This window comes from Amycolatopsis sp. NPDC051903 (assembly GCF_044452505.1).
Classification (GTDB): Bacteria; Actinomycetota; Actinomycetes; order Mycobacteriales; family Pseudonocardiaceae; genus Amycolatopsis.
Window position 1 is genome coordinate 108,245 of sequence record NZ_JBITBT010000026.1, and the last position, 24,024, is coordinate 132,268.

Annotated in this window: 23 protein-coding genes and 1 pseudogene; 20 read left to right on the top strand and 4 right to left on the bottom strand. The window is 72.5% G+C overall.

Annotation, left to right across the window (positions count from 1 at the left end; all coding sequences use genetic code 11):
- Positions 1-78 precede the first annotated feature (78 nt).
- From ACIA77_RS37005 to rbfA, 4 genes and pseudogenes are all read left to right on the top strand, one after another.
- Positions 79-382 (top strand): annotated as a pseudogene (locus tag ACIA77_RS37005) (YlxR family protein).
- A gap of 93 nt (positions 383-475) precedes the next feature.
- On the top strand, positions 476-3,469 hold the full coding sequence (gene infB / locus ACIA77_RS37010; RefSeq protein WP_395890748.1) for a translation initiation factor IF-2: 2,994 nt from the start codon (positions 476-478) through the stop codon (positions 3,467-3,469).
- 70 nt (positions 3,470-3,539) lie between these two features.
- On the top strand, positions 3,540-3,833 hold the full coding sequence (locus ACIA77_RS37015) for a DUF503 domain-containing protein (RefSeq protein ID WP_204094985.1): 294 nt from the start codon (positions 3,540-3,542) through the stop codon (positions 3,831-3,833).
- 31 nt (positions 3,834-3,864) lie between these two features.
- Entirely contained in the window at positions 3,865-4,359 is a 495-nt protein-coding gene (gene rbfA, locus ACIA77_RS37020; protein WP_395890749.1) for a 30S ribosome-binding factor RbfA, read from the top strand.
- 180 nt (positions 4,360-4,539) lie between these two features.
- Here the strand turns inward: rbfA and ACIA77_RS37025 are convergent, their stop codons facing one another.
- Positions 4,540-4,995, bottom strand: coding sequence for a MarR family winged helix-turn-helix transcriptional regulator (locus ACIA77_RS37025; protein ID WP_395890750.1), 456 nt, complete (start codon positions 4,993-4,995; stop codon positions 4,540-4,542).
- A gap of 69 nt (positions 4,996-5,064) precedes the next feature.
- Here ACIA77_RS37025 and ACIA77_RS37030 point away from each other — a divergent pair, with 69 nt between their 5' ends.
- Positions 5,065-6,036, top strand: coding sequence for an amidohydrolase family protein (locus ACIA77_RS37030; protein ID WP_395890751.1), 972 nt, complete (start codon positions 5,065-5,067; stop codon positions 6,034-6,036).
- A 24-nt stretch (positions 6,037-6,060) separates the two neighbouring features.
- On the opposite strand, the gene ACIA77_RS37035 is transcribed toward ACIA77_RS37030, so the two are convergent.
- On the bottom strand, positions 6,061-7,098 hold the full coding sequence (locus ACIA77_RS37035; protein WP_395890752.1) for a TRM11 family SAM-dependent methyltransferase: 1,038 nt from the start codon (positions 7,096-7,098) through the stop codon (positions 6,061-6,063).
- 25 nt (positions 7,099-7,123) lie between these two features.
- Here ACIA77_RS37035 and ACIA77_RS37040 point away from each other — a divergent pair, with 25 nt between their 5' ends.
- From ACIA77_RS37040 to ACIA77_RS37100, 13 genes are all read left to right on the top strand, one after another.
- The gene (locus ACIA77_RS37040; protein ID WP_395890753.1) at positions 7,124-8,143 is read left to right on the top strand and encodes a bifunctional oligoribonuclease/PAP phosphatase NrnA; all 1,020 of its coding nucleotides are present in this window, start codon (positions 7,124-7,126) and stop codon (positions 8,141-8,143) included.
- A 240-nt stretch (positions 8,144-8,383) separates the two neighbouring features.
- On the top strand, positions 8,384-9,694 hold the full coding sequence (locus tag ACIA77_RS37045; RefSeq protein WP_395890772.1) for an MATE family efflux transporter: 1,311 nt from the start codon (positions 8,384-8,386) through the stop codon (positions 9,692-9,694).
- Between the two features lie 43 nt (positions 9,695-9,737).
- Positions 9,738-10,547, top strand: coding sequence for a PhzF family phenazine biosynthesis protein (locus ACIA77_RS37050; RefSeq protein ID WP_395890754.1), 810 nt, complete (start codon positions 9,738-9,740; stop codon positions 10,545-10,547).
- Between the two features lie 121 nt (positions 10,548-10,668).
- Positions 10,669-11,994: a nitrate/nitrite transporter gene (locus tag ACIA77_RS37055; RefSeq protein WP_395890755.1), complete on the top strand. Its 1,326-nt coding sequence runs from the start codon at positions 10,669-10,671 to the stop codon at positions 11,992-11,994.
- Between the two features lie 46 nt (positions 11,995-12,040).
- Positions 12,041-12,955: a tRNA pseudouridine(55) synthase TruB gene (gene truB / locus ACIA77_RS37060; protein ID WP_395890756.1), complete on the top strand. Its 915-nt coding sequence runs from the start codon at positions 12,041-12,043 to the stop codon at positions 12,953-12,955.
- 48 nt (positions 12,956-13,003) lie between these two features.
- The gene (locus ACIA77_RS37065) at positions 13,004-13,972 is read left to right on the top strand and encodes a bifunctional riboflavin kinase/FAD synthetase (RefSeq protein ID WP_395890774.1); all 969 of its coding nucleotides are present in this window, start codon (positions 13,004-13,006) and stop codon (positions 13,970-13,972) included.
- A 132-nt stretch (positions 13,973-14,104) separates the two neighbouring features.
- Positions 14,105-14,578 carry a helix-turn-helix domain-containing protein gene (locus ACIA77_RS37070; protein WP_395890757.1) on the top strand — a complete coding sequence of 158 codons (474 nt, stop codon included), beginning with the start codon at positions 14,105-14,107 and terminating at the stop codon, positions 14,576-14,578.
- 4 nt (positions 14,579-14,582) lie between these two features.
- A complete protein-coding gene (gene thpR / locus ACIA77_RS37075) occupies positions 14,583-15,086 on the top strand; it encodes an RNA 2',3'-cyclic phosphodiesterase (RefSeq protein WP_395890758.1) in 504 nt (167 codons plus the stop codon).
- Positions 15,087-15,215: 129 nt separating this feature from the next.
- On the top strand, positions 15,216-15,485 hold the full coding sequence (gene rpsO / locus ACIA77_RS37080) for a 30S ribosomal protein S15 (RefSeq protein ID WP_395890759.1): 270 nt from the start codon (positions 15,216-15,218) through the stop codon (positions 15,483-15,485).
- 253 nt (positions 15,486-15,738) lie between these two features.
- Positions 15,739-17,997, top strand: coding sequence for a polyribonucleotide nucleotidyltransferase (locus tag ACIA77_RS37085; RefSeq protein ID WP_395890760.1), 2,259 nt, complete (start codon positions 15,739-15,741; stop codon positions 17,995-17,997).
- A gap of 92 nt (positions 17,998-18,089) precedes the next feature.
- Positions 18,090-19,454 (top strand): M16 family metallopeptidase, encoded by a 1,365-nt coding sequence (locus ACIA77_RS37090; protein ID WP_395890761.1) that lies wholly within the window; start codon positions 18,090-18,092, stop codon positions 19,452-19,454.
- The gene (gene dapB / locus ACIA77_RS37095; RefSeq protein WP_395890763.1) at positions 19,451-20,200 is read left to right on the top strand and encodes a 4-hydroxy-tetrahydrodipicolinate reductase; all 750 of its coding nucleotides are present in this window, start codon (positions 19,451-19,453) and stop codon (positions 20,198-20,200) included. Before ACIA77_RS37090 ends, dapB begins: the two co-directional genes overlap by 4 nt.
- Positions 20,197-20,643: a tetratricopeptide repeat protein gene (locus ACIA77_RS37100; RefSeq protein WP_395890764.1), complete on the top strand. Its 447-nt coding sequence runs from the start codon at positions 20,197-20,199 to the stop codon at positions 20,641-20,643. The genes dapB and ACIA77_RS37100 overlap by 4 nt, the downstream gene beginning before the upstream one ends.
- A 131-nt stretch (positions 20,644-20,774) precedes the next feature.
- On the opposite strand, the gene ACIA77_RS37105 is transcribed toward ACIA77_RS37100, so the two are convergent.
- Entirely contained in the window at positions 20,775-21,290 is a 516-nt protein-coding gene (locus tag ACIA77_RS37105; protein WP_395890765.1) for a hypothetical protein, read from the bottom strand.
- 153 nt (positions 21,291-21,443) lie between these two features.
- Between ACIA77_RS37105 and ACIA77_RS37110 the strand changes: the two genes are divergently transcribed.
- A complete protein-coding gene (locus tag ACIA77_RS37110; protein ID WP_395890766.1) occupies positions 21,444-21,920 on the top strand; it encodes a GtrA family protein in 477 nt (158 codons plus the stop codon).
- Here the strand turns inward: ACIA77_RS37110 and ACIA77_RS37115 are convergent.
- The gene (locus ACIA77_RS37115; protein ID WP_395890768.1) at positions 21,910-22,470 is read right to left on the bottom strand and encodes a GNAT family N-acetyltransferase; all 561 of its coding nucleotides are present in this window, start codon (positions 22,468-22,470) and stop codon (positions 21,910-21,912) included. The two genes, ACIA77_RS37110 and ACIA77_RS37115, sit on opposite strands and share 11 nt — an antisense overlap.
- Before the next feature lie 62 nt (positions 22,471-22,532).
- On the opposite strand from ACIA77_RS37115, the gene ACIA77_RS37120 reads away from it, so the two are divergent.
- The gene (locus tag ACIA77_RS37120; RefSeq protein WP_395890769.1) at positions 22,533-23,747 is read left to right on the top strand and encodes a winged helix-turn-helix domain-containing protein; all 1,215 of its coding nucleotides are present in this window, start codon (positions 22,533-22,535) and stop codon (positions 23,745-23,747) included.
- Positions 23,748-24,024 lie beyond the last annotated feature (277 nt).

Sequence of the window (24,024 nt, forward strand, 5' to 3'; positions counted from 1 at the left end):
CTAGACTCATCATTGGTTCAGGGCCCCCGGCGGGCGAGTGGCGACACGACCGACCCCCAGCGTCATCGGCAGTTCCCGGTGCGCACGTGTGTCGGTTGCCGGCAGCGGGCCCTGATCGGTGAACTGCTGCGAGTGGTCGTGGTGGACGGGCGGCTGGTCGTCGACGAACGTCGGCGGCTGCCGGGTCGGGGAGCGTGGCTGCACCCCGCACCGGGCTGTCTGGCCAAGGCTGAGCGGAAGCGGGCGTTTCCCCGGGCTCTCCGAGCCCGGAGCGCGCTCGACGCCGCGGGGCTCCACGAGCACCCGGTGTTCGCCACGGAGATCGGTTCCGGGAACCACTCGGAACCGCAGTGAAACAAGGAAGCAGGTCGACCCGTCATGAGTCAGCCGTGAAGCTGAAGCCATGAACGCGCGACGATAAGGACGAGGTCAGCGGGTCTCTTCACCGCCTGGCCTCCCCTAGATGAGGAGAGCTGTGCCAGGCAAGGCCCGTGTACACGAGCTCGCGAAGGAGCTCGGCATCACCAGCAAGGAAGTTCTCGCCAAGCTGAAGGAGCAGGGCGAGTTCGTGAAGTCCGCGTCATCCACGGTCGAGGCGCCCGTCGCCCGCCGCCTGCGTGACGCGTACCCCGCCAAGGGCGGGAAGAAGTCCGGTCCGACGCCCGGCCCGCGGCCCACGCCGCCCGCCGGCAACTCCAACGCTGCCCCAAGCGCCCCGCAGGCCCCCAAGCCCGCGCCGGCCGCCCCGCAGCAGAACCAGCAGCAGGCCCCGGCCGCGAAGGCCGCACCTGCCGCTCCGCAGTCCAACGGACCGCGTCCGGCGACTCCGGGCGCCCGTCCCGGCCCGCGCCCCGGCCCCCGGCCGGCGCCGCAGCAGCAGCCGCAGCCTCAGCAGCAGCAGGCTCCGGCGGCCAAGGCCGAGCCCGCGGCACCGAAGCCCGCTCCGAAGCAGGACGCCGCGTCGTCCGGCTCCGGTTCGGTCGTGCCGCCGAAGCCGCAGGGCCCCAAGCCCGGCGGTCCCAAGCCCGGCCCGCGCACGCCGCGAGTCGGCAACAACCCGTTCGGCGTCGGCTCCGGCGCCCCGGCCCCGCGTCCGCCGGCCCCGCGCCCCGGCCCGGGTCAGGGCGGCGACAACCGGCCGCCGCGCTCCGGCGGTGCCGGTGGCGGCGGTGACCGGCCCGCGCCGCGGCCCGGTGGTGGCGCCGGTGGCAACCGGCCCAGCCCGGGCAACATGCCCCCGCGCCCGAACCCCGGCATGATGCCGGGCCGCACCCCGCGTCCGGCCGGTCCGGGCGGCGGTGCCCGTGGTGGCCCCGGTGGCGGCGGTCGTCCCGGTGGCGGCGGTGGCCGTCCCGGTGGTGGCGGTGGCGGCTTCCGCGGCGGTCCCGGTGGCGGTGGCGGCGGCGGTGGCTTCCGCGGCGGTCCCGGTGGCGGCGGCGGTGGCGGCGGCTTCCGGCCCGGTGGCGGTGCCCCGGCCGGCGGTGGCGGCGGTGGCGGCTTCCGCGGTGGCGGCGGCGGTCGTGGCGGCCCCGGTGGCCGTGGCGGTACCGCGGGTGCCTTCGGGCGTCCGGGTGGTCCCTCGCGCAAGGGCCGCAAGTCGAAGCGGCAGAAGCGCCAGGAGTACATGGACAACATGCAGGCGCCCAGCGTCGGCGGCGTCCGCCTGCCCAAGGGCAGCGGCGAGACGATCCGGCTGCCGCGCGGTGCCTCGCTGACCGATTTCGCCGAGAAGATCGACGCCAACCCGGCTTCGCTGGTGCAGGTGCTCTTCCACCTCGGCGAGATGGTCACGGCGACGCAGTCCGTGTCCGACGACATCCTCGAGCTGCTCGGCGGCGAAATGAACTACAACGTTCAGGTCGTCTCGCCCGAGGAGGAGGACCGCGAGCTGCTGGAGACCTTCGACATCACCTACGGCGAAGACGCCGGTGACGAGGAGGACCTCCAGACCCGGCCGCCGGTCGTGACCGTCATGGGTCACGTCGACCACGGTAAGACGCGACTGCTCGACACGATCCGCAAGACCAAGGTCCGCGAGAGCGAGGCCGGTGGCATCACCCAGCACATCGGTGCCTACCAGGTCGAGACGGAGCTCGAGGGCAACCCGCGCCTGATCACCTTCATCGACACCCCGGGTCACGAGGCGTTCACCGCCATGCGTGCCCGTGGTGCGAACTCGACGGACATCGCGGTGATCGTGGTGGCCGCCGACGACGGGGTCATGCCGCAGACGGTCGAGGCGATCAACCACGCCCAGGCCGCCAAGGCGCCGATCGTGGTCGCGGTCAACAAGATCGACAAGGAAGGCGCGAACCCGCAGAAGATCCGCCAGCAGCTCACCGAGTACGGGCTGGTCGCCGAGGAGTACGGCGGCGAGACGATGTTCGTGGACATCTCCGCACGGGAGAACATCAACATCGACGGCCTGCTCGAGTCGATCCTGCTGACCGCCGACGCTGCGCTGGACCTGAGGGCCAACCCGGCCATGGAGGCCCAGGGTGTCGCGATCGAGGCGCACCTCGACCGCGGCCGCGGTCCGGTGGCCACGGTCCTGGTCCAGCGCGGCACGCTGCGCATCGGCGACTCGGTCGTGGCGGGCGACGCCTACGGCCGCGTGCGCCGGATGGTCGACGAGTACAACGAGGACGTCACGGAGGCCCTGCCTTCGCGGCCGGTCCAGGTCATCGGGTTCACCTCGGTGCCGGGCGCCGGCGACACGTTCCTGGTGGTCGACGAGGACCGCGTCGCCCGGCAGATCGCCGAGCGCCGCTCCGCCCGGACGCGCAACGCGCTCAACGCCGCGCGCCGCAAGCGGGTCAGCCTCGAGGACCTCGACTCCGCCTTGAAGGAGACGAGCAGCCTCAACCTGATCATCAAGGGTGACAACTCGGGTACCGTCGAAGCGCTCGAGGCGGCACTGCTCCAGCTGGACGTCGGCGACGACGTCGAGCTGCACGTGGTGCACCGCGGTGTCGGTGGCGTGACCGAATCGGACATCGACCTGGCGACCGCGTCCGACGCGATCGTGCTCGGGTTCAACGTCCGGGCCCAGGGCAAGGCGACCGAGCGGGCCACCCGCGAGGGCGTCGACGTCCGGTACTACACGGTCATCTACCAGGCGATCGAGGAGATCGAGCAGGCTCTCAAGGGCATGCTCAAGCCGGAGTACGAAGAGGTCGAGCTGGGCCGCGCCGAGGTCCGTGAGGTCTTCAAGTCCTCCAAGATCGGCACGATCGCCGGTTGCCTGGTCGTGTCCGGCGTGATCCGGCGAAACGCCAGGGCGCGTCTGCTCCGCGACGGTACCGTCGTGGCCGAGAACCTGCCCGTCAGCTCGCTGCGGCGGTTCAAGGACGACGTGGTCGAGGTTCGTGAAGGGTACGAGTGCGGTCTGACGCTGGGCTCGTACAGCGACATCAAGGTCGACGACGTGATCGAGACCTACGAACAGCGGGAGAAGCCCCGTTCGTGAGTGATCGGTCCGGGGTGCGGGTTTCCGCCCGCACCCCGGATCTGTCGCTTGCGGCACAACTTCGTTGCCTATGTACGTCGGAGCTCTCGAGCTCGACATCCTGCTCGACGACGTCCACTCGTTGAAGCAGAAGCGGTCCGTGATCAAACCGGTGGTGGCCGAGGTGCGCAAGCGCTTCGCCGTCTCGGTGGCCGAAGCCGGTCACCTCGACCTGCACCGGCGAGCCCTCATCGGGGTGGCCGTCGTCGCCGCGGGTGGCGAGCACGTCCGCGACGTGCTCGACTCCTGCGAGCGGTTCGTGGCCTCGCGGCCGGAGTTCGCCCTGCTGTCGGCGCACCGCCGGCTGCTCGGACCGGACGACTAGACCGGAGAAGATTTCAGAAGGGGACGTTCCCATGGCCGATCCTGCTCGGGCTCGCAAGCTCGCCAAGCGGATCTCTCAGATCGTCGCGTCGGCGATCGAGCACGACGTCAAGGACCCGCGGCTGGGCTCGGTGACCATCACCGACACCAAGATCACCGCGGACCTGCACGACGCCACGGTGTACTACACGGTGCTGGGCGAGAACCTCGACTCGGCGCCGGACTTCGCGGGCGCCGCGGCGGCCCTCGAATCGGCACGGGGCGTCCTGCGCACCAAGGTCGGGCAGGGCACCGGCGTCCGCTACACCCCGACGCTCACCTTCGTCGCCGACAGCATCCCCGACGACGCCCGGCGTATCGAGGAACTGCTCGCGAAGGCCCGCGAGGCTGACGCGGAGGTCGCGCGCCAGGCGACGGGCGCCCAGCACGCCGGCGAAGCCGACCCGTACAAGGCCCCGCGCGCGGACGAAGACGCGGACGAGGACACTGGTGACGACGAGCTGACCGAAGAGGAGACCCGAGGCTGAACCCGTCCGGCTGGGGCAAGACCAAACACGACGCGATGCGCTGCTCAGTGGCGCCGCGCCGTGCGTCGCCACCCGCGCCGGGAATGCCACCTCGGTGGGTGCGCCGCCCGCGGTTGCCCCGCCCACCAGCCCGCCGGCCCTGAACGCGAGACGCGTTCAGGGCCGGCGTTTTTTGCGGCCTTACTCGGCCGGCCGGGTCGCGGTGACCGCGTCGGTCAAGGCCAGCAGGACCCGGACCGCCTGGGGACGCAGGTCTTCCGGCAGCAGGTCCCACGCCGCGCGCTGGTTGGCGCGCAGGCGGGCTCGCGCGCGGTCCCAGTGGGCCCGGCCGCGCGCGGTGAGCTCGACGACGACGCGGCGGTCGTCGTGGGCGTGGGGAGTGCGGCGGACCAGGCCCGCCGTCTCGAGGGACTTCACCGAGCGCGTCACAGTCGGCTGGGCGAGGCGCGCTTCCGCGGCCAGTTCGCCGATGGTCATGGCGCCGAGGCGGGCCAGGGGAGTGACGAGCTGGGCCTGGGAATCGCTGAGGGCGGACGCGGAGGCGGCCTGTGCGTCGAGGCGGGCGCGGTTGGTGCGCATCGCCGCGTAGAGGGCGTTGCAGGCGTCGGCGAAGTGGTCGACCTCGGATGCAGTCACCCGGAAAGGTTAGATCACCCAAATACATAGCATGCTATGTTGATTTCCCGAACCGGGAGGAGAGCACCGATGGTCCAGAAGATCGCCCTCGAGGAGCACTTCGGCACGAGCGACCCCGACCTCGTCGAGCAGTCGCGCGAGCACTTCACCGCAAGCACGTGGCCGCCGCACCGGCGGCAGCTGCTCGACGTGCAGGACGAGCGCCTGCGGCTGATGGACGAAGCCGGCATCGAGCTCGTCGTGCTTTCCCTGCTGGCGCCCGGGATCCAGGGGCTGCCGGAGCGCGCGCAGGCGGTCGACTGGGCGCGGCGCACCAACGACGTCGCCGCTCGCCACGTCGAGCTGCGCCCCGATCGGTTCGCCGCGTTCGCGGCGCTTCCCTTGCAGGATCCGGAAGCCGCGGCCACCGAGCTGCGCCGCGCCGTGACGGAACTGGGGTTCAAGGGTGCGCTCGTCAACGGGTTTTCCGAAGTGGACGGTGACCGGATCGCCTACCTCGACGAGCCGCAGTACCGGCCGTTCTGGGCGGTGGTCGAGGAACTGGCCGTGCCGGTGTACCTGCACCCGCGCGATCCGCTGCCGCGCGACAGCCGGATGCTCGAGGGGCACCCGTGGCTCTACGGTTCGGCGTGGGGCTTCTCGGTCGAGACCGGCACGCACGCGCTGCGGCTCATGGCCGGCGGGCTGTTCGACGAACACCCCGGTGTGCAAGTGATCCTCGGGCACCTGGGTGAGCTGCTGCCGTTCACCATCTGGCGCACCGACCACCGGCTGCGGGTCAAGCCGGCCGGCATCCCGGCGCGCAAACCGCTGCGCGAATACCTGCGGTCGAACTTCCACCTGACCACGAGCGGCAACTTCACCACGCCCGCGCTGCGGTTCACCCTCGACGAGGTCGGTGCCGACCGCGTGCTGTTCTCCGCCGATTACCCGTTCGAGTCCATGGGCGAGGCCGCCACGTGGTTCGACGCGCTGGACCTCGACCGCGAGACGCACGAGAAGATCGCCGCCGGCAATGCGCGCAAGCTCCTCGGTCTCTGACGCGCCTCAGACCACAGTGGACGATCAGGCCGGTTTGGCCGCCACCACCAGGTCGCGCACGATGGCCTGGTCCACGCGGTGCGCGAACTCCTCGTACGGGCCGCCTTCGCGCACGTCGAGCCCGGCCCGCGCGAGCACCGCGACGAGGTCTTCGCGCGGGAGCACGTTGGTGTTCCAGGAAATCCCGAGCGCGCCACCCGGCCGCAGCACCCGGGTCCACACGGGAACGGCCGCCGCCAGCAGGTCGCGTGGGCTGCGCGCCAGGCCGGCTTCGCGGTGGCTGCCGTGCTGCACGCCGTACGGTGCGTCGGTGACGAGCACGTCGACGGATCCCGGCTTGAGGAGTTCGTCGGTGGTGAGGGTGTCCGCGTTGAAGTACGTGAGCCGGCGCGTGCGGCCAGCCTTGTAGTCGTCCTTGTCGAACGAGTACTCGACGTCGAGGCGCCGCCCGAGGCGGACCTTGTTGCGCCGCAGCTGTCCGGAGTCGGCCGTGTGCTTCACGCGTTTGGTGCGCAGCCAGGTCTTGATGAACTGCTCGTAGGCCTCGAAGTCCTTGCCGTCCACGTCGAGGCCGGTGGCGTCGAAGCCGTACATCACGGCCTGGTTCAGCGTGGTGCCCCGGCCGCACAGCGGGTCGAGCAGCCGCAGCGGGCGCCCGAGCCACGCGGCCGGCGCGTCGGTGGCCAGCAGCGTGACGTTGAGCAGCAGCTTGGTGAACTGCTCGTTGGTCTTGCCCGCGTACTTCTGGATCGTGAGCAGGTCGGAGTCCGTCTTCGCCAGCGGCCGCACGGTGATCGGGCGCAACACGCCGTCGCCGAGTTCGAACAGCGCGTACAGGGAGGACAGGTTGGCCAGGAGCGCGATGTCGGCCTCGGACAACGGCTCGGGACTCGTGAACTTGACGTAGCCGACGCCGCCGAGCTCGACCTCCTCGGCCGCCGACAGCTCGCCGGCGAGCCCGGCAGCGCCGAACACCGCCAGCTCGGCCCGCAGCAGCGCGGGAGCGGAGGCGGCGTAGACCCGGTTGGCCGACGGGTGAACGAGGATCACGTACTCAGGCATCCCGCAGAGCGTAGCGTGACGCACTGTGACAGCTACTTTGGCGCAGGACATCGAAGCCGCCGCGGCCCTGCTGGCCGGGGCCACCGACGTGACGCTGCTGGGGCACGTGCGCCCCGACGCCGACGCGCTGGGCAGCGCACTGGCCCTCGGCCACGTGCTGCACCGGCGCGGGGCCCGGGTGCGGGTCTCCTTCGGCGAGCCCGACGAGGCCCCGGAAACGCTCGCCTGGCTCGACGTCGACGGGCTCCTGACCAAGCCGGAGGACCTGCCCGAGACCGAGCAGCTGCTGATCGCGCTCGACACGCCGGCGCCGTCGCGGCTGGGCCGGCTGGCCGGGCGCGTGCCCGCCGTGCGCGCGGCCGGCGGGTCGGTGCTCGTGGTGGACCACCACGCCACGAACGAGTTCTACGGCACCCACCACGTGGTCGACGAGGGCACCGAGGCGACCGCGGTGCTGGTCGCGCAGATCATCGAGGCGATGGGCGTCGAGCTGGACGAACCCGCCGCACGGTGCCTGTACGCGGGGATCGTCACGGACACCAGCGGGTTCCGCCGCGCGCGGCCGGAAACCCACCTGATCGCCGCGCGCCTGCTGGCGGCGGGGGTGAACCCGTCGGAGGTGGCGCGCCGGATCGTGGACGACCACCCGTTCGCGTGGCTGCCGATGCTCTCGGCCGTGCTGGCGGAGGCGCGGCTGGAACCCGAGGCCGCGCAGGGTTTCGGGTTCGTGCACGCCGTGGTGCGCTTGGCCGTCGCGGCGACCGTGCGCAGCGAAGAGGTCGAGTCGGTGATCGACGTCGTGCGCTCGACGCGCGAGGCCGGCGTCGCGGCCGTGCTCAAGGAGTTCGGTCCCGCGGCGCACAGTTCGGTGTGGACGGTGTCGTTGCGCTCCGCCGGCCGCGTCGACGTCTCGGCCGCGGCCGCGGAGTTCGGCGGCGGGGGCCACCGGATGGCGGCGGGCTGCACGATGGAGGGCACGGCGGACGACGTGCTGGCGCGGCTGCGCGACGCGCTGGGCCGGGCCCCGCTGCTGAACGGCGACTGACGTCGTCCGGCCAGTTCTCCCCGATGCCGCTAGCGACCGGCTGCTGAGCGCCGCGTTCGTCCTCGGGCCGGTGGCGCGGGTGGACGTGGGTACGCACGCACGGTAACGCCCGACCGGTCCAGTGTCCACTGTGGACGTTGTGGGGCCGGTGACCCGGGGAGCCGGCGGCCGGTGGTGCTCGGCGCCGGAATCGTCGGGGCCGGTGGTTACGCTCGCGGGGTGCCCGAAGAAGCCGTGCTGATGCCCGAGGACCGCATTCCCGCCCGCCGCGTGCTCGGGCTCGCCGTACCCGCGCTCGGGGTGCTGGCCGCCGAGCCGCTGTACGTGCTCGTCGACACGGCGGTGGTCGGGCACCTGGGCGCGCTGCCGCTGGCCGGCCTCGCCCTCGGCGGGGTGGTGCTGTCGCAGATCTCGACGCAGCTGACGTTCCTGTCCTACGGCACCACGTCGCGCACCGCGCGGCTGCACGGAGCCGGCCGGCGCGAAGACGCCGTGCGCGAAGGGGTTCAGGCCACGTGGCTCGCCGTGCTGGTCGGCCTCGTCCTGCTCGGCGCTGGGCAGCTGCTGGCCGGGCCGATCGCCCGCGCGCTCTCGGGCAGCGACGAGATCGCGGCGTCGGCCGTGTCGTGGCTGCGGATCGCGCTGTTCGGGGCGCCGCTGATCCTCGTGACCATGGCCGGCAACGGCTGGATGCGCGGGGTGCAGGACGCGGCGCGGCCGCTGCGTTACGTCCTGGCGGGCAACGGCCTTTCGGCGGTCCTGTGCCCGCTGCTGGTCTACGTCGCGGGCCTCGGCCTGGAGGGTTCGGCGATCGCCAACGTCGTGGCCCAGGTGATCTCGGCGTCGCTGTTCCTCGCGGCGCTGGTGCGCGAACGCGTCGGGCTGCGCCCCGACTTCGGCGTGATGCGCGCGCAGCTGGGCCTCGGCCGCGACCTCGTGCTGCGCAGCCTCGCGTTCCAGGCCTGCTTCGTCTCGGCGGCCGCCGTCGCGGCGCGCACCTCGACCGAGGCCGTGGGCGCGCACCAGGTGGTGCTGCAGCTGTGGACGTTCCTCTCGCTCGTGCTCGACTCCGTCGCGATCGCCGCGCAGTCGCTCGTCGGCGCCGCGCTGGGCGGCGGCGCGGCTCGCCAGGCCCGCGGTGTCGCGACGCAGATCACCGGGTACGGGCTCGTGCTCGGGTGCTTCCTGTGCGTGCTGTTCGCCGCGCTGTGGAGCACCCTGCCCCACGCGTTCACCTCCGACCCGGGGGTGCTCGCGGAGATCCCGCACGCGTGGTGGTTCTTCGTGGCTCTGCAGCCGATCGCGGGTGTCGTCTTCGCCCTCGACGGCGTCCTCCTGGGCGCCGGCGACGCCGCGTTCCTGCGCACCGCCACGCTCGTGTCCGCGGGCCTGGGGTTCCTGCCGCTGATCTGGCTGTCGCTCGCCTTCGGCTGGGGCCTGCTCGGGATCTGGACGGGCCTGTCGCTGTTCATGGTCTTCCGCCTGGCCGCCGTGCTGATCCGCTGGCGCTCCGGCCACTGGGCCGTGGTCGGCGCCGTGCGCGGCGGGTGAAATCCCCTCGCTGCACGCCGCGCCGCGGTGCCAGGGTGGGGCCATGCGCTTCAGCCAGATCGACGTCTTCACCGACCAGCTCGCCCTCGGCAACGCCCTCGCCGTGGTCCACGACGCCGAGGACCTGTCCGACGACCGGATGGCCGCGTTCGCCCGCTGGACCAACCTCAGCGAGACCACCTTCCTGCTGCCGCCCGCCGATCCCGCCGCCGACTACCGCGTGCGGATCTTCACGACGGCGCGCGAGCTGCCGTTCGCGGGGCACCCGACGCTCGGGTCGGCGCGGGCGTGGCTGGAGGCGGGTGGCGAGCCGAAGGGCGAGGACCTCGTGCAGGAGTGCGGGGCCGGCCTCGTCCGGGTGCGGCGCGGCGAGGGCCGGCTCGCCTTCGCCGCGCCGCCGCTGCGCCGCCGGGGCCCGGTCGACGACGCGGACCTCGCGGCGATCCGGCGGGCGCTGCACCTCGACGCAGCGGACGTCGTCGACGCTCAGTGGGCCGACAACGGGCCCGGGTGGGTCGCGCTCCTGCTCAAGGACGCCGAGGCCGTGCTCGGCGTGGAGCCGGATGTCGTGGCCCTGGGCGAGTACAAGGTCGGCCTGGTCGGGCCCGGCGGCGACGCCGACTTCGAGGTCCGCGCGTTCACCGGCGTCGTCGAAGACCCGGTCACGGGCAGCCTCAACGCGGCGATCGGCCAGTGGCTCATCGGGACCGGGCGCGCGCCCGAGGCGTACGTCGCCGCGCAGGGCACCCGGCTCGGCCGGCGGGGCCGCGTGCACGTGCGCCGGGCGGGCGGCGACGTGTGGGTCGGCGGCGACACCGTCGTCGGGATCAGCGGTCGAGTGGCGCTGCGGTGATCGGGTGATGTGGTGAACACCACCGAGGTAACGGCTATGTTTCGAGCTTGCTGAGGCGATACAACGATCGAGGCGGCAGCGTCGTCGTCTTCCCGACGATCGCTACCTCCAGGAGGAAATCTTGTCGCCCGCCGGCCGCGCCCCTGTCCGGTCCTGGCTCATCTGGCTCACCGCCGTGTTCGTCTACCTGCTCGCCGTGTTCCACCGCACCTCGTTCGGGGTCGCGGGGCTGCAAGCCGCCGACCGCTTCGGCGTCGGCGCCGCGGCGCTCGGCACGTTCACCGTGCTGCAGGTCGGGGTCTACGCCGCCATGCAGATCCCCACCGGCGTCCTCGTCGACCGCTACGGCCCGCGCCGCGTGCTCACCGCCGCCGTGCTGATCCTCGGCACCGGCCAGCTGCTGCTGGGCCTCGCCGAAAGCTACGGCGTCGGCCTCCTCGCTCGCGGTGTGCTCGGCCTCGGCGACGCGCTGACGTTCGTCAGCGTGCTGCGCCTGATCGCCGCGCACTTCCCGGCGCGCCAGTACGCGCTGATCACGTCGTTCACCTCCGCCATCGGCTACGTCGGCAACCTCGCCGCCACCGTGCCGCTGACGCTGTTGCTCGACGGTCCCGGGTGGACGCTCACCTTCGTCGCCGTCGGCGCCCTCACGCTGCTGTACGCGGTGCCGGTGGTGCTGCGCGTGCGCGACACCCCGCTCGGCGTCCCCGAACCCGAGCGCGTTCCCGTGCACCCGGCGCTGCTCGCGCGCCAGATCCGCGCCGCGTGGCGTGTGCCCGGCACGCGGCTGGGGTTTTGGACGCACTTCAGCACGATGTTCGCGCCCAACGTGCTCACCCTGCTGTGGGGCGTCCCGTTCCTCGTGCAGGGCCAGGGTGTGCCTGCCGCGACGGCGAGCGCGATGCTGACGGTCTTCGTGTTCGGCTCGCTCGTCGGCGGCCCGGTGCTGGGCACGGTCATCAGCCGTCACCCGGAGCTGCGGATGCCGATCGTCGGCGGGTACCTCGGCACCGCCGCGGTCACGTGGGGCGTGCTGCTGGGCTGGAGCGGCCACATCCCGCTCGGCGTGCTGGCGCCCGCGTTCGCCCTGCTGTCGCTCGGTGGTCCGGTGTCGATGATCGGGTTCGCGCTGGCGCGCGACTACAACCCGATCGAGCGCGTCGGCACGGCGACCGGTGTCGTGAACGTCGCCGGGTTCGTCGCGACCACGGTCACCTCGCTCGTGGTGGGCGTGCTGCTGCAGTGGACGGGCGGGAACTTCCGCGTGGCGCTGCTGAGCGTCGTGGTGGTGCTCGCGCTGGGCACGTCGCGGATGCTCGTGTGGTGGCGCCGCGCCCGCGCCCACGTGTTCGCCGCCGAAGCGCGCGGCGAAGACGTGCCCGTGCGGCTCACGCGCCGGCGCTGGGACGGCGAGGTGCTGGCCGAACCCGCGGCCGTCGCGGCCTGACAACCGCCCGCCGGTCGGAACCGGACGTCTCGATAGGGTTCGCCCCGTGTCTCGCCCGAAAGAACCGCGCCGCCCCGCTCCGCCGCCCGGTCTGCTCATCGTCGACAAACCGGCCGGCCTGACGTCGCACGACGTCGTCGCGAGGGCGCGCCGGATCATGGGCACGCGCAAGGTCGGCCACGCCGGCACGCTCGATCCGATGGCCACGGGCGTGCTGGTGCTCGGCATCGAGCGCGCGACCAAGCTGCTCGGTCACCTCGCGCTCGACCGCAAGACCTACCTCGCGACGCTGTCGCTGGGCCGGTCGACCACGACCGACGACGCCGAGGGCGAGGTGCTCGCCGACGCCGAGCCCGCCGCGCTGGCGAAGATCACCGACGAGCAGCTCGCCGACGGCGTCGCCGCGCTCACCGGCGACATCCAGCAGGTGCCGAGCGCGGTCAGCGCCGTGAAGATCGACGGCAAGCGCGCCTACGCGCGGGTCCGCGCGGGGGAGGACGTGGTGCTCCCGCCGCGGCCGGTCACCGTCTACCGCTTCGACGTGCTGGCCGTGCGCCGCGAGGACGACCGCATCGAGCTCGACGCCGTGGTCGAGTGCTCCTCGGGGACGTACGTGCGCGCGCTGGCCCGCGACCTCGGCGCCGGCCTCGGCGTGGGCGGGCACCTGCTCGCGCTGCGGCGCACCACGGTCGGGCCCTTCACGCTCGCCCGGGCCCGCACGCTCGACCAGCTGGAGGAGCAGCCCGAGCTGTCGCTGGACCTCGACGCCGCCGTCGCCGCAGCCTTCCCGCGCCACGACGTCGACGCGGCCGCCGCGCAGGCCGTGCGCCACGGCCGCGCCATCCCGGCGGCGGGCATCGAAGGCACCTACGGCCTCTTCGCGCCCGACGGCCGCGTGCTCGCACTGGCGGCCGACGCCGAGGGCGTGGCCCGGTCGGTGGTGGTCCTGCTGCCCGCATAGGGTGGGAGCCGGTTGGGCGAGAGACCGGCGCGGGGAGAGTTGACGACAGTGCAGCGGTGGCGTGGCCTCGGGGACCTCCCGAGCGGCTGGGGACGGTGCGTGGTCACCATCGGCGTGTTCGACGGCGTGCACCGCGGGCACCAGGTGCTGATCTCCCGCACGGTGCGGGCGGCGGCCGAGCGCGGCGTGCCGAGCGTGGTGCTCACGTTCGACCCGCACCCGTCCGAGGTGCTGCGGCCCGGCAGCCACCCGGCGCAGCTGACCACGTTGCGGCGCAAAGCCGAACTCGTCGAGGAACTCGGCGTCGACGTGTTCGCCGTGCTGCCCTTCACCCTCGAGCTCTCGCGGCTCACCCCCCACGAGTTCGTGCACGAGGTGCTCGTGGACCGCCTGCACGCCGCGGCCGTGCTCGTGGGCGACAACTTCACCTTCGGCGCCAAGGCGGCCGGTGACGTGAAGCTGCTGCGCCAGCTCGGCAGCCGCTTCGGGTTCGTGGCCTACGGCGCCGAACTGCAGGGCCGGTCGCTGGCCGAGGGCGATCGCAGCGCCAACGACATCACCTTCTCCTCCACGTACGTGCGGTCGTGCATCGACGCCGGCGACGTGGTGGCGGCCGCCGACGCGCTGGGCCGCCCGCACCGGCTGGAGGGCATCGTCGTGCGCGGCGACGGCCGGGGCCACGACCTCGGGTACCCGACCGCGAACCTGTCGACCCCGCGGTTCGCCGCCGTGCCCGCCGACGGCGTGTACACGGCGTGGTTCTCGCGGCTGGTCGACCCGGGCCGGCGGCTGCGGGCCGCCGTGTCGGTGGGCACGAACCCGACGTTCTCCGGCCGCGAGCGCACCGTCGAGGCCTTCGTGCTCGACGTCGACGAGGACTTCTACGGCCAGCACGTCGCGCTCGACTTCGTCACGCGGCTGCGCGACCAGGAGCGGTTCAGCCGTCCCGACGAGCTGGTGAAGCGGATCGACGACGACGTGGAGCGCACCCGCCAGGCGCTCGTCGCCGAAGGCTGACGTTCCCCGGACGGGTTCCGGCCGCGGGGCCGAACGGGCGGCTCGGACCGGCGCGGTGCGCGTCCGATGGCAAGATGCTCACGGGCGGCCCGCGCGAGCGGGCCGAAGCGGGGACCGAGGAGAGCGGAACAGGTGGAGGACCACAAGATCGTCCAGCGGAACATCGCGCTGCAGCGCGAGTGGTACGGCGAACCGCTGGGCGACCGGGTGCGCAGACTGGTCGTGGCCTTCGACATCTCGCAGGCGCACCTCGCCGAGGTCCTCGGCATCAGCTCCCCGATGCTCAGCCAGGTGATGAGCGGCCGGCGCGCGAAGATCGGCAACCCCGTGGTGCTGGCGCGCATGATCATGCTCGAGCGCAAGATCCTCGTCCCCGAGGTCGCGGCGGGCAACCGCGAAGCGATGCAGGCGGCGCTGGAGGAGGTGCGCGACTCGCGCCCCACCGTGGGCCGCGACAACATCCCGGTCGGCTCCGAAGAACGGCTCGTGCTGTCCGCGCTGCGCGAGGTGGCCGAGGACGAGGACCTCACCGAAGCCGCCAAGCGCCTCGACGACGACTTCCCGGTGCTGGCCGAGCTGCTGCGCCGCGCCGGGGCGAGTCAGTAGCCCCGTGCGGCTGTTCACGGCGCTGCGCCCGCCCGCCGACGTCGTGGCCGAGGTGGCCGCGGCGCTGGGGGACCCCGCACCCGGTTCCGGGCTGCGGTGGTCGCCGCCGGAGGACTGGCACGTCACGCTCGCGTACTACGGCGAAGCCGACGAGGACGAACGGGCCGCTTTCCTGGCGTCCGCACTGGCCGGGCGGCCCGCGCTCGACGTCCGGCTGGGCGGTCCGGGAACTTTCCCCGGCGTGTTGTGGTTGGACGTGGTGGGTGAGGGGCTGGCGCAGCTCGCCGAAGCGGCCGGCGCCGACGCGGAGGAGCGGCCGTACCGGGCGCACCTCACGCTGGGGCGGTTCCCGCGCGACCGGCGCGGCGCCGCCGAATCGTGGACGCGGCGGCTCGCCGGGTTCGCGAGCCGGAGCTGGCCGGCCGACGAGGTGGCCCTGATGGAGAGCGCCGCGACCGCCGCGCCGCGCTACCGGGTGCTGCGGACGTTCGCGCTGAACCGCGCCTGAGGGCACCGATCTCACGGCTGGTAACCTCGACGATCGGGTCCGGCTGCAGTCCGTGGCGGCCGAGACCGGCTACCCGGCCGCGCAGCGCGGCCCGGGCCCCACGGCACTGATTCACGAGGAGCAACACCAGTGGCGCTGACCACCGAAGAGAAGAAGTCGATCCTGACCGAGTACGGCGTGCACGACTCGGACACCGGATCCCCCGAGGCCCAGGTCGCTCTGCTGACCAAGCGGATCGTCGGCCTCACCGAGCACCTCAAGGCTCACAAGCACGACCACCACTCCCGTCGCGGGCTCCTGCTGCTGGTCGGCCGTCGCCGCCGGCTGCTGAACTACGTGATGAAGGTGGACATCGAGCGGTACCGGTCGCTGATCCAGCGACTCGGCCTGCGCCGATAGCGTGACCCGAGGGGGAGTGACCGGCCGGTCGCTCCCCCTCGGTGCCAGAAGGACAGAAGAAGAGCACCACGCGGCGCGAGCGCGCTGGAGGATCCGTCCGCCGGTCCTCGGTAGTGGTTCCCGGGAGAGAAGACCGCGAAGTCCCGGGAGCTTCGATCGAAGACCGGCCTCATTCCTCGAGCGTCCGCGGGCGAACCGGGTCCCAGGGTGGGAGACTCGCGCCGTACGAAGCACAAAAGAGGAGACACACCCTATGACGGACTCCACCGGAGTCACCGTGCACGAGACCGAAGCCGTGATCGACAACGGCCGGTTCGGCACCCGCACCGTGCGTTTCGAGACCGGCCGCCTGGCCAAGCAGGCCGCCGGCTCCGTCGTCGCCTACCTCGACGAAGAGACCATGCTGCTCTCGGCCACCACGGCGTCGAAGCACCCGAAGGAGCACTTCGACTTCTTCCCGCTCACCGTGGACGTCGAGGAGCGGATGTACGCCGTGGGCCGCATCCCCGGCGCGTTCTTCCGCCGTGAGGGCCGCCCGTCGACCGACGCGATCCTCACCGCCCGCCTGATCGACCGCCCGCTGCGCCCGTCCTTCGCCGACGGCCTGCGCAACGAGATCCAGGTCGTCATCACCGTCCAGAGCCTCAACCCGGACGACCCGTACGACGTGCTGGCGATCAACGCCGCGTCGGCCTCCACCCAGATCGCGGGACTGCCGTTCTCCGGCCCGGTCGGCGGCGTGCGCGTCGCACTGATCGAGGACCAGTGGGTCGCGTTCCCGACCTGGTCGCAGCTGGAGAAGGCCACGTTCAACATGGTGGTCGCGGGCCGCATCGTCGGAGACGACGTCGCGATCATGATGGTCGAGGCCGAGGGCACCGAGCACACGCTCGACCTCATCGCCGCCGGTGGCAAGGCCCCCGACGAGGCCTCGGTCGCCGAGGGCCTCGAGGCCGCCAAGCCGTTCATCCGCGTCCTGTGCGAGGCGCAGCAGCGCCTGGCCGCCGAGGCCGCGAAGCCGACCGGCGAGTTCCCGCTGTACCCGGCCTACCAGCCGGACATTTACGAGGCCGTCGCGGCCATCGCCGCCGACGACCTGGCGAAGGCGCTGACCATCGCCGGCAAGCAGGACCGCGACAAGGCGACCGACGAGGTCAAGGCCGTCGTGCTGGAGAAGCTGGGCCTGGGCGAGGGCGAGGCCTTCGAAGGCCGCGACGGCGAGGTCGGCGGTGCGTTCAAGGCGCTGACCAAGAAGATCATGCGCACCCGCGTCCTCACCGAGAAGATCCGCATGGACGGGCGCGGGCTCACCGACATCCGGTCGCTCTCGGCTGAGGTCGCCGTGATCCCGCGGGCCCACGGCTCGGCGCTGTTCGAGCGCGGGGAGACCCAGATCCTGGGTGTCACCACGCTGAACATGCTGCGCATGGAGCAGCAGATCGACTCGCTGTCGCCGGAGACGACGAAGCGGTACCTGCACCACTACAACTTCCCGCCGTTCTCCACCGGCGAGACGGGCCGCGTCGGCTCGCCGAAGCGGCGCGAGATCGGCCACGGCATGCTCGCCGAGCGCGCCCTGGTGCCGGTGCTGCCGAAGCGCGACGAGTTCCCGTACGCGATCCGCCAGGTCTCGGAAGCGCTGGGCTCCAACGGCTCCACGTCGATGGGCTCGGTCTGCGCGTCGACCATGGGCCTGTTCAACGCCGGCGTGCCGCTGAAGGCGCCGGTCGCGGGCATCGCGATGGGCCTGGTGTCCGACGAGGTCGACGGCGAGACGCGCTACGTCGCGCTCACCGACATCCTCGGCGCCGAGGACGCGCTGGGCGACATGGACTTCAAGGTCGCCGGCACCAAGGACATCATCACCGCGCTGCAACTCGACACGAAGCTCGACGGCATCCCGTCGGAGGTCCTCGCGGCCGCGCTGAAGCAGGCGAAGGACGCTCGCCTCACCATTCTGGAAGTCATCGCCGAGGCGATCGACGGCCCGGACGAGATGAGCCCGTACGCCCCGCGCGTCACCTCCGTGAAGATCCCGGTCGACAAGATCGGCGAGGTCATCGGCCCGAAGGGCAAGATGATCAACTCGATCACCGAGGAGACCGGCGCCGACATCTCGATCGAGGACGACGGCACGATCTACGTGGGCGCGGCCGACGGCCCGTCGGCGGAGGCGGCGATCGACAAGATCAACGCCATCGCCAACCCGCAGCTGCCGAAGGTCGGCGAGCGCTTCCTCGGCACCGTGGTGAAGACGGCCGCGTTCGGCGCGTTCGTCTCGCTGCTGCCGGGCAAGGACGGCTTGGTCCACATCTCGAAGCTGGGCAACGGCAAGCGGATCGCCAAGGTCGAGGACGTGGTCAACGTGGGCGACAAGCTCCGCGTCGAGATCGCCGACATCGACAACCGCGGCAAGATCAGCCTGATCGTGGTCAAGGAGGACGACGCAGCGGACGCCAAGCCCGCCGAGGGCGCTGACAAGGCCGACGCCGACAAGGCCGACGCCAAGTAGGGCGCCTCCCTCTCCTGCACAAGAACACCCGTCGAAGGCCTCCTTGCCGATCCCGGCGAGGAGGCCTTCGCGGCATCGTGAGTAAGGAACCCATGGCACGGCAGGTTTCCGGGCACGAGCAGCCCGTCGGCAGCACCCGCACGCTCGAGTCCACTCCGGACGGTGCGGTCGTCAGGCGCAGCGTGCTCCCCGGCGGCCTGCGGGTGATCACGGAATACGTGCCGGCGTCGCGCTCGGCCACCGTGGGGTTGTGGGTCGGTGTCGGTTCGCGCGACGAGCCGCTCGCGGTCGCGGGCGCCGCGCACTACCTGGAGCACTTGCTGTTCAAGGGCACCAGCAACCGCGACGCCACGCAGATCGCCGAGGAGATCGACGCCGTCGGCGGTGAGTTCAACGCGTTCACGGCCAAGGAGCACACCTGCTACTACGCGCAGGTGCTCGACGCCGATCTGCCGCTGGCGATGGACCTCGTGACCGACGTGGTGTTCGAGGCGCTGTGCGCCGACCGCGACATGGACACCGAGCGCAGCGTGGTGCTCGAAGAGATCGCGATGCGCGACGACGACCCCGAGGACCTGCTGCACGAGACGTTCGTGGGCGCGATCCTCGGCGACCACCCGCTGGGCCGGCCGGTGCTGGGCACCGAGAAGTCCATCACCGAGATGTCGCCGGTGGCGTTGCGCGGGTTCTACAAGCGCCGCTACGCGCTGCCGCGCATGGTGCTGGCCGTCGCCGGCAACGTCGAGCACAACCAGGTGCTGCGCTTGGTCCGCGGCGCGCTGGGTGATCGCCTCAACGGTGCGGGCACACCGGTGCCGCCGCGCTCGGGCCGCGCCCGGATCCTCACGCAGCCGAAGCTCGCGCTGCACACCGACGACACCGAGCAGGCCCACGTGATGCTCGGCCTGAAGTCGTTGCCGCGCCACGACGAACGCCGCTTCGCGCTGTCCGTGCTCAACGCGGCGCTGGGCGGGGGCATGAGTTCCCGGCTGTTCCAGGAGATCCGGGAACGGCGCGGGCTCGCCTACCAGGTGTACTCGTCGGTCGCCAGCTACGCCGACACCGGACACCTGGCCGTGTACGCGGGCTGCCAGCCGGAGCGGCTCGGCCAGGTCGCGGGTGTGATCCGCGAAGTGCTCGACGCCGTCGCGTCCGAGGGCCTGACCGAAGCCGAAGTCGCGCGCGCCAAGGGACAGCTGCGCGGCGGGCTCGTGCTGGGGCTGGAGGACACGTCGTCGCGCATGTCGCGCATCGGCAAGAACGAGCTCAACTACGGCCGGTACCTGGGGGTCGACGACACCGTGGCCCGCATCGAAGCGGTGACCACCGAAGAGGTGTGTGCGCTCGCTCGCACTCTGCTGCGCCGCCCCGGTGGGGTGTCGGCCGCGGCGGTGGTGGGGCCGTACGCTCACGCCGACGACCTGCCGGACGATCTGCACGAGGTGATCGCGTCATGACCGATTCCCCGATCCGCGTCGGCGTGCTGGGCGCGCGCGGCCGCATGGGCGCGACGGTGGTCCAGGCCGTCGAGGGCGCCGCGGACCTGAAGCTCGTGGCCGCGCTCGACGCCGGTGACGACCTCGCGAGCCTGACGCAGGCCCAGGTGGTCGTGGACTTCACCCACCCCGACGCAGTGCTGGACAACTTGCGTTTCCTGATCGAGCACGACCTCCACGCCGTGGTCGGCACGACCGGCTTCAGCGAGGAGCGGCTCGCCACGGTGCGGTCGCTGCTGGAGCCGAAGCCGTCGCTGGGCGTGCTGATCGCCCCGAACTTCGCGCTGGGCGCGGTGCTCGCGATGCGCTTCGCGGCGCAGGCGGCCCGCTTCTACGCGTCGGCGGAGATCATCGAGCTGCACCACAACCGCAAGGCCGACGCACCGTCGGGCACCGCCGCGCACACCGCGCGGATGATCGGCGAAGCGCGCGCGGCCGCCGGGCTCGAGCCGGGTTCCGACGCCACGACGTCCGAACTGGACGGTGCCCGGGGCGCCCGCGTCGAGCAGGTGCCGGTGCACTCCGTGCGGCTGCCCGGTTTGGTGGCCCACGAGGAAATCCTGTTCGGCGGCGAGGGGGAGACCCTGACCATCCGGCACGACTCGCTCGACCGGACGTCGTTCATGCCCGGCGTGCTGCTCGGCGTGCGCTCGGTGGTGTCGCGCCCCGGCCTCACGGTCGGGCTGGAGAACGTGCTCGACCTGTGAGGGCCCGCAACGTCGCGCTGCTGCTGACGGCGGCGCTGGTGGTGTACCTGGTCCTGCTGGCGGAACGGGCGGTGCAGCTGTTCGCCACCGGGACGCCCGCGGGCATCGCGCTCGGCGTGGGCGTGTTCCTGCTGCCGCTGCTGGGCGTGTGGATCGTGGTCGTCACGTGGCGCTCGGGCCTGCAGATCCAGCGCCTGTCCCGCCGGCTCGACGCGGAGGGTGGCCTGCCCGACGTGTCGGACCTGCCGCGCCGCCCGTCGGGCCGCGTCGACCGCGCCGCCGCCGACGCCTGGTTCGACCAGCGCCGGGCGGAGGTCGAGGCGAACCAGGACGACTGGCGCGCCTGGTACCGCCTGGCCTACGCCTACGACATCGCGGGCGACCGCCGCCGGGCCCGCGCCACGATGCGCAAGGCCGTGGACCTGGAGGCGGCGGACCGCTGAAAGACAGGGGGTGCCGCGGAGTAGGGGTTGGCCTTCCGCAGCACCTGTGCCTGGTGGTGCGCCGCCGCGTCAGTGAATCCGGCGCGTCAGTGAATCAGCTCAGTGGTGAATCGGCTCTGTGCTGAATCGGCTCAGTGGAGCCAGCCGGTGAACAGCGCCGGCGCGGCCGCGAGCACGCTGAACCGCACCCAGCGGCCGGCGAGGCCCGCCGCCAGGAACGTGACCAGCCGCATCCGCACCATGCCGGCGAGCACGCTCGTCGCCATGAAGGGCGGGAGGCCGACGAGCGAGCTGACGCCGTAGGTGCCCGCCATCCAGTGCGGGTGGCGCTGGCAGCGTTCGCGCAGCGCTTCGACCTTGGCGCGCAGCACCTTGGTGCGCCGGTGCCAGCGGTCGCGGCGCGCGCTCGGTGGGCGTTGGCGGTGCAGGCGGTCGTGGAGGAAGCGCGGGAGCCGGATGGAGCCGCGCGCCGCGAGGAAGTACAGCAGCTTCCCGGCGATCTGCCCGACGGCCACGGCGGCGCCGAGCCACAGCCAGTGCGGGTTGTGCTGGCTGGCGCACAGGCCCACGACGAAGAGTTCGGCGTTCACCAGCGGCACGATCGCCGAGCCGAACGCGACGCCGAGCGTCACGAGCAACCAGCCCATCGTGCCTCCCTCCGATAGTGATCCTCGTCATTCGAGGCTAGCAGTCGTCACGAACAGGTCACGGGGGTTAACCCCCCTATTCCCGAGGGGGCGGACCCCAGAAGATCACCTGGACGCTGCCCCTCGGACACCTCCGGCTGACACCATGCGGGCGTGACCGACGTGCCCTTCGCCGATCGCTTCGCCGGGTTCTGCGCGGCCGTCGTCCGGATCCTGCCTTTCGGGCTGTCGCGGCTCGTCGCGCCGAGCTTCCTCGGGTTCGTGATCATCAACGGCTTTACCTTCAGCGTCGACCTGGCGCTGCTGACGCTGTTCCACGGCGGGTTCGGCTGGCCGGTGTGGCTGGCGATCAGCCTGTCGTACGTGCTGGCGTTCGCGTTGAGCTTCGTGCTCAACCGCGCGTTCAACTTCCGCTCGCACGCGCCCGTGGGCAAGCAGGCGGTGCTCTACGCGGCGGCGATCGGGGTCAACTACGTCGCGTTCCTGCTCGGCGTCGGCGCCGGGTTGTCCGCGCTGGGGCTGGAGTACCACCTGTCGCGGCTCATCGCGGGGGCGTGCGAGGGCGTGTTCATGTACTCGGTGATGCGCTGGGTCGTCTTCGCGAAGCGCGCGGAACCCGTCAGCGCGTGAGTTCCAGCCGCAGCGTGCCGGTGAGGCGGACCTCACGTAGCGTGCCGCGGCCGGTGTCGAGGGTGCGGACGGTCCCGTCGGGCGCCCAGCCCGCACGCCGGTAGAACCCGAGCGTCGCGTGGTCCGACTGCGCGACCCACGTGACGCCGCGTTCGAGCCCGTCGGCGCGCAGATCGGTGGCGGCGGTGCCGAGCAGGCGGCCGGCGTGGCCGCGGCGGCCCCAGCGCGGTTCGACGACGAGCGTCGCGATCAGGCCGGTGGTGGCCGCGTCTTCGGGGGCGCTGCCGTCGGCCGAGGCGATCTCTTCGGCGGGCGCGGGGCCGGCCACGCAGTAGCCGACGGTGAACTCGCCTTCGGTCGCGAGGTACACGCGGGTGCCGGGGAACGCGATCGTTTCGGTCCACGTGCCTTCGAGGTCGGCTTCGTCGAGCGCGTCGATGGCCTCGGCGCCGAGCAGGTCGGTGTAGGCCGCCCGCCAGGTCAGCCGTTGAACGCGGGCGATCTCCGCGGCGTCGGACGGGGTCGCGGGGCGGACTTCGGCGGCACTCACGCGGGGCAATCTACCGCCGCCGCCCCGGAACTGTCGGGGGTGGCTGGCACGATGGCCCCACCATGCAGACGATCAGCCTTCCCGCCGCCCGCCGCACCGCGCTGGCCGCTCAGGGGTTCGCCGACGCGCGCCCCGCCGCGGCGCCGAACCGCCGGCACCTGTCGAAGGTGCTTTCGCGCGTCCAGCTGCTGCAGCTGGACTCCGTGAACGTGGCCGTGCGCGCGCACTACATGCCCGTGTTCTCCCGCCTGGGCGCCTACGACCGGGCGCTGGTCGACGACGCCGCCTGGACGGACACCGCGCGCAAGCCGCGGCTGCTCGTGGAGTCGTGGGCCCACGAGGCGAGCCTGCTGCCGGTGGAGGACTGGCCGCTGCTGCGCTCCGGCGCCAAGCGCGACGGCTGGTGGCGCAACTACGCGCGCGTGGTCGAGACCGTGCCGGGCCTGATCGACGACGTGCTCGCGATCGTCAAGGAACACGGCCCGATCGGGGCGGGCGCGATCGAGAAGGCGCTCGAGGCGGAGGTCGCCGGGCGCGGGCCGGGGGCGTGGTGGGAGCGCTCGGTGGTCAAGAAGGCGTGCGAGTACCTGTTCGGCCTGGGCCGGTTGTCCACGGGCACGCGCCGGTCGTTCGAGCGGCTCTACGACCTCACCGAACGCGTGGTACCGGCGGAGCTCCTGGCCCGCCAGGTGTCCGCCGAGGACGGTGCGCGCGGGCTGATCGACCGCTCCGCGCGCGCACTGGGCATCGCCACGGAGACCGACCTGCGCGACTACTACCGGCTGGGCCCGGACGTCGCGCACCAGGCCGTCGCCGACCTCGTCGAGGAGGGTGTGCTGGAGCCCGTCCGGGTCCAGGACTGGCGCGGCGTCGCCTACCGCCACGCCGCCGCCCGCACGCCGCGCGCGATCACCGGCCGGGCGCTCCTGTCTCCGTTCGACCCGCTCATCTGGGAGCGCGCCCGCACCGAACGGCTCTTCGGCTTCCGCTATCGCATCGAGATCTACGTGCCGGAACCCCAGCGGGTCTACGGCTACTACGTGTTCCCGTTCCTCCTCGACGGCGTGCTCGCCGGCCGTGTCGACCTGAAGTCCGACCGCGCGGCCGAGGTGCTGCGGGTGCAGGGCGCCTTCGCCGAAGAAGGCGTTGACGCGTCGCGGGTCGCCGAGGAGCTCGCGGGGGAGCTGGCGCACATGGCGGAGTGGCTCGGCCTGTCCGGCGTCGCGGTCGGCCCGAAAGGCGACCTGGCGGGGGAGCTGGCGCGCGCGGTGGGCTGAAATTCCCCGGCGGGACGGGTTGCTGCGCAAGGAAAGCCGACACGTGCGGTGGGTAGGTCTCGCGGCCTTGACACCCCCGTCGGCGCGGTCGAATGCCGGGAAGCGCTGCAGCGCAACGACAATCGCCGTCACCGAGCAGCGCGGCGCTGGTCGGTGACGGCGATCGGTCACGAAGCGGGGGGGGGGGGCGCGGGGGGGGGCCCCCGGCCCCCCCCCCCCCCCCCCGGCGCGGCGCGGGGGGCCCCCCCCCGCGCCCGCCCGGGGGGGGCGGCGGCCG

Excerpts from the sequence above, each read along its gene's own strand:
- ACIA77_RS37085 (WP_395890760.1), top strand. The coding sequence starts at position 15,739 with ATGACGGACTCCACCGGAGTCACCGTGCACGAGACCGAAGCCGTGATC.
- rbfA (WP_395890749.1), top strand. The coding sequence starts at position 3,865 with ATGGCCGATCCTGCTCGGGCTCGCAAGCTCGCCAAGCGGATCTCTCAG.
- dapB (WP_395890763.1), top strand. The coding sequence starts at position 19,451 with ATGACCGATTCCCCGATCCGCGTCGGCGTGCTGGGCGCGCGCGGCCGC.
- ACIA77_RS37045 (WP_395890772.1), top strand. The coding sequence starts at position 8,384 with ATGCCCGAGGACCGCATTCCCGCCCGCCGCGTGCTCGGGCTCGCCGTA.
- ACIA77_RS37030 (WP_395890751.1), top strand. The coding sequence starts at position 5,065 with ATGGTCCAGAAGATCGCCCTCGAGGAGCACTTCGGCACGAGCGACCCC.
- ACIA77_RS37120 (WP_395890769.1), top strand. The coding sequence starts at position 22,533 with ATGCAGACGATCAGCCTTCCCGCCGCCCGCCGCACCGCGCTGGCCGCT.
- ACIA77_RS37090 (WP_395890761.1), top strand. The coding sequence starts at position 18,090 with ATGGCACGGCAGGTTTCCGGGCACGAGCAGCCCGTCGGCAGCACCCGC.
- ACIA77_RS37105 (WP_395890765.1), bottom strand. The coding sequence starts at position 21,290 with ATGGGCTGGTTGCTCGTGACGCTCGGCGTCGCGTTCGGCTCGGCGATC.
- ACIA77_RS37050 (WP_395890754.1), top strand. The coding sequence starts at position 9,738 with ATGCGCTTCAGCCAGATCGACGTCTTCACCGACCAGCTCGCCCTCGGC.
- ACIA77_RS37035 (WP_395890752.1), bottom strand. The coding sequence starts at position 7,098 with ATGCCTGAGTACGTGATCCTCGTTCACCCGTCGGCCAACCGGGTCTAC.
- ACIA77_RS37015 (WP_204094985.1), top strand. The coding sequence starts at position 3,540 with ATGTACGTCGGAGCTCTCGAGCTCGACATCCTGCTCGACGACGTCCAC.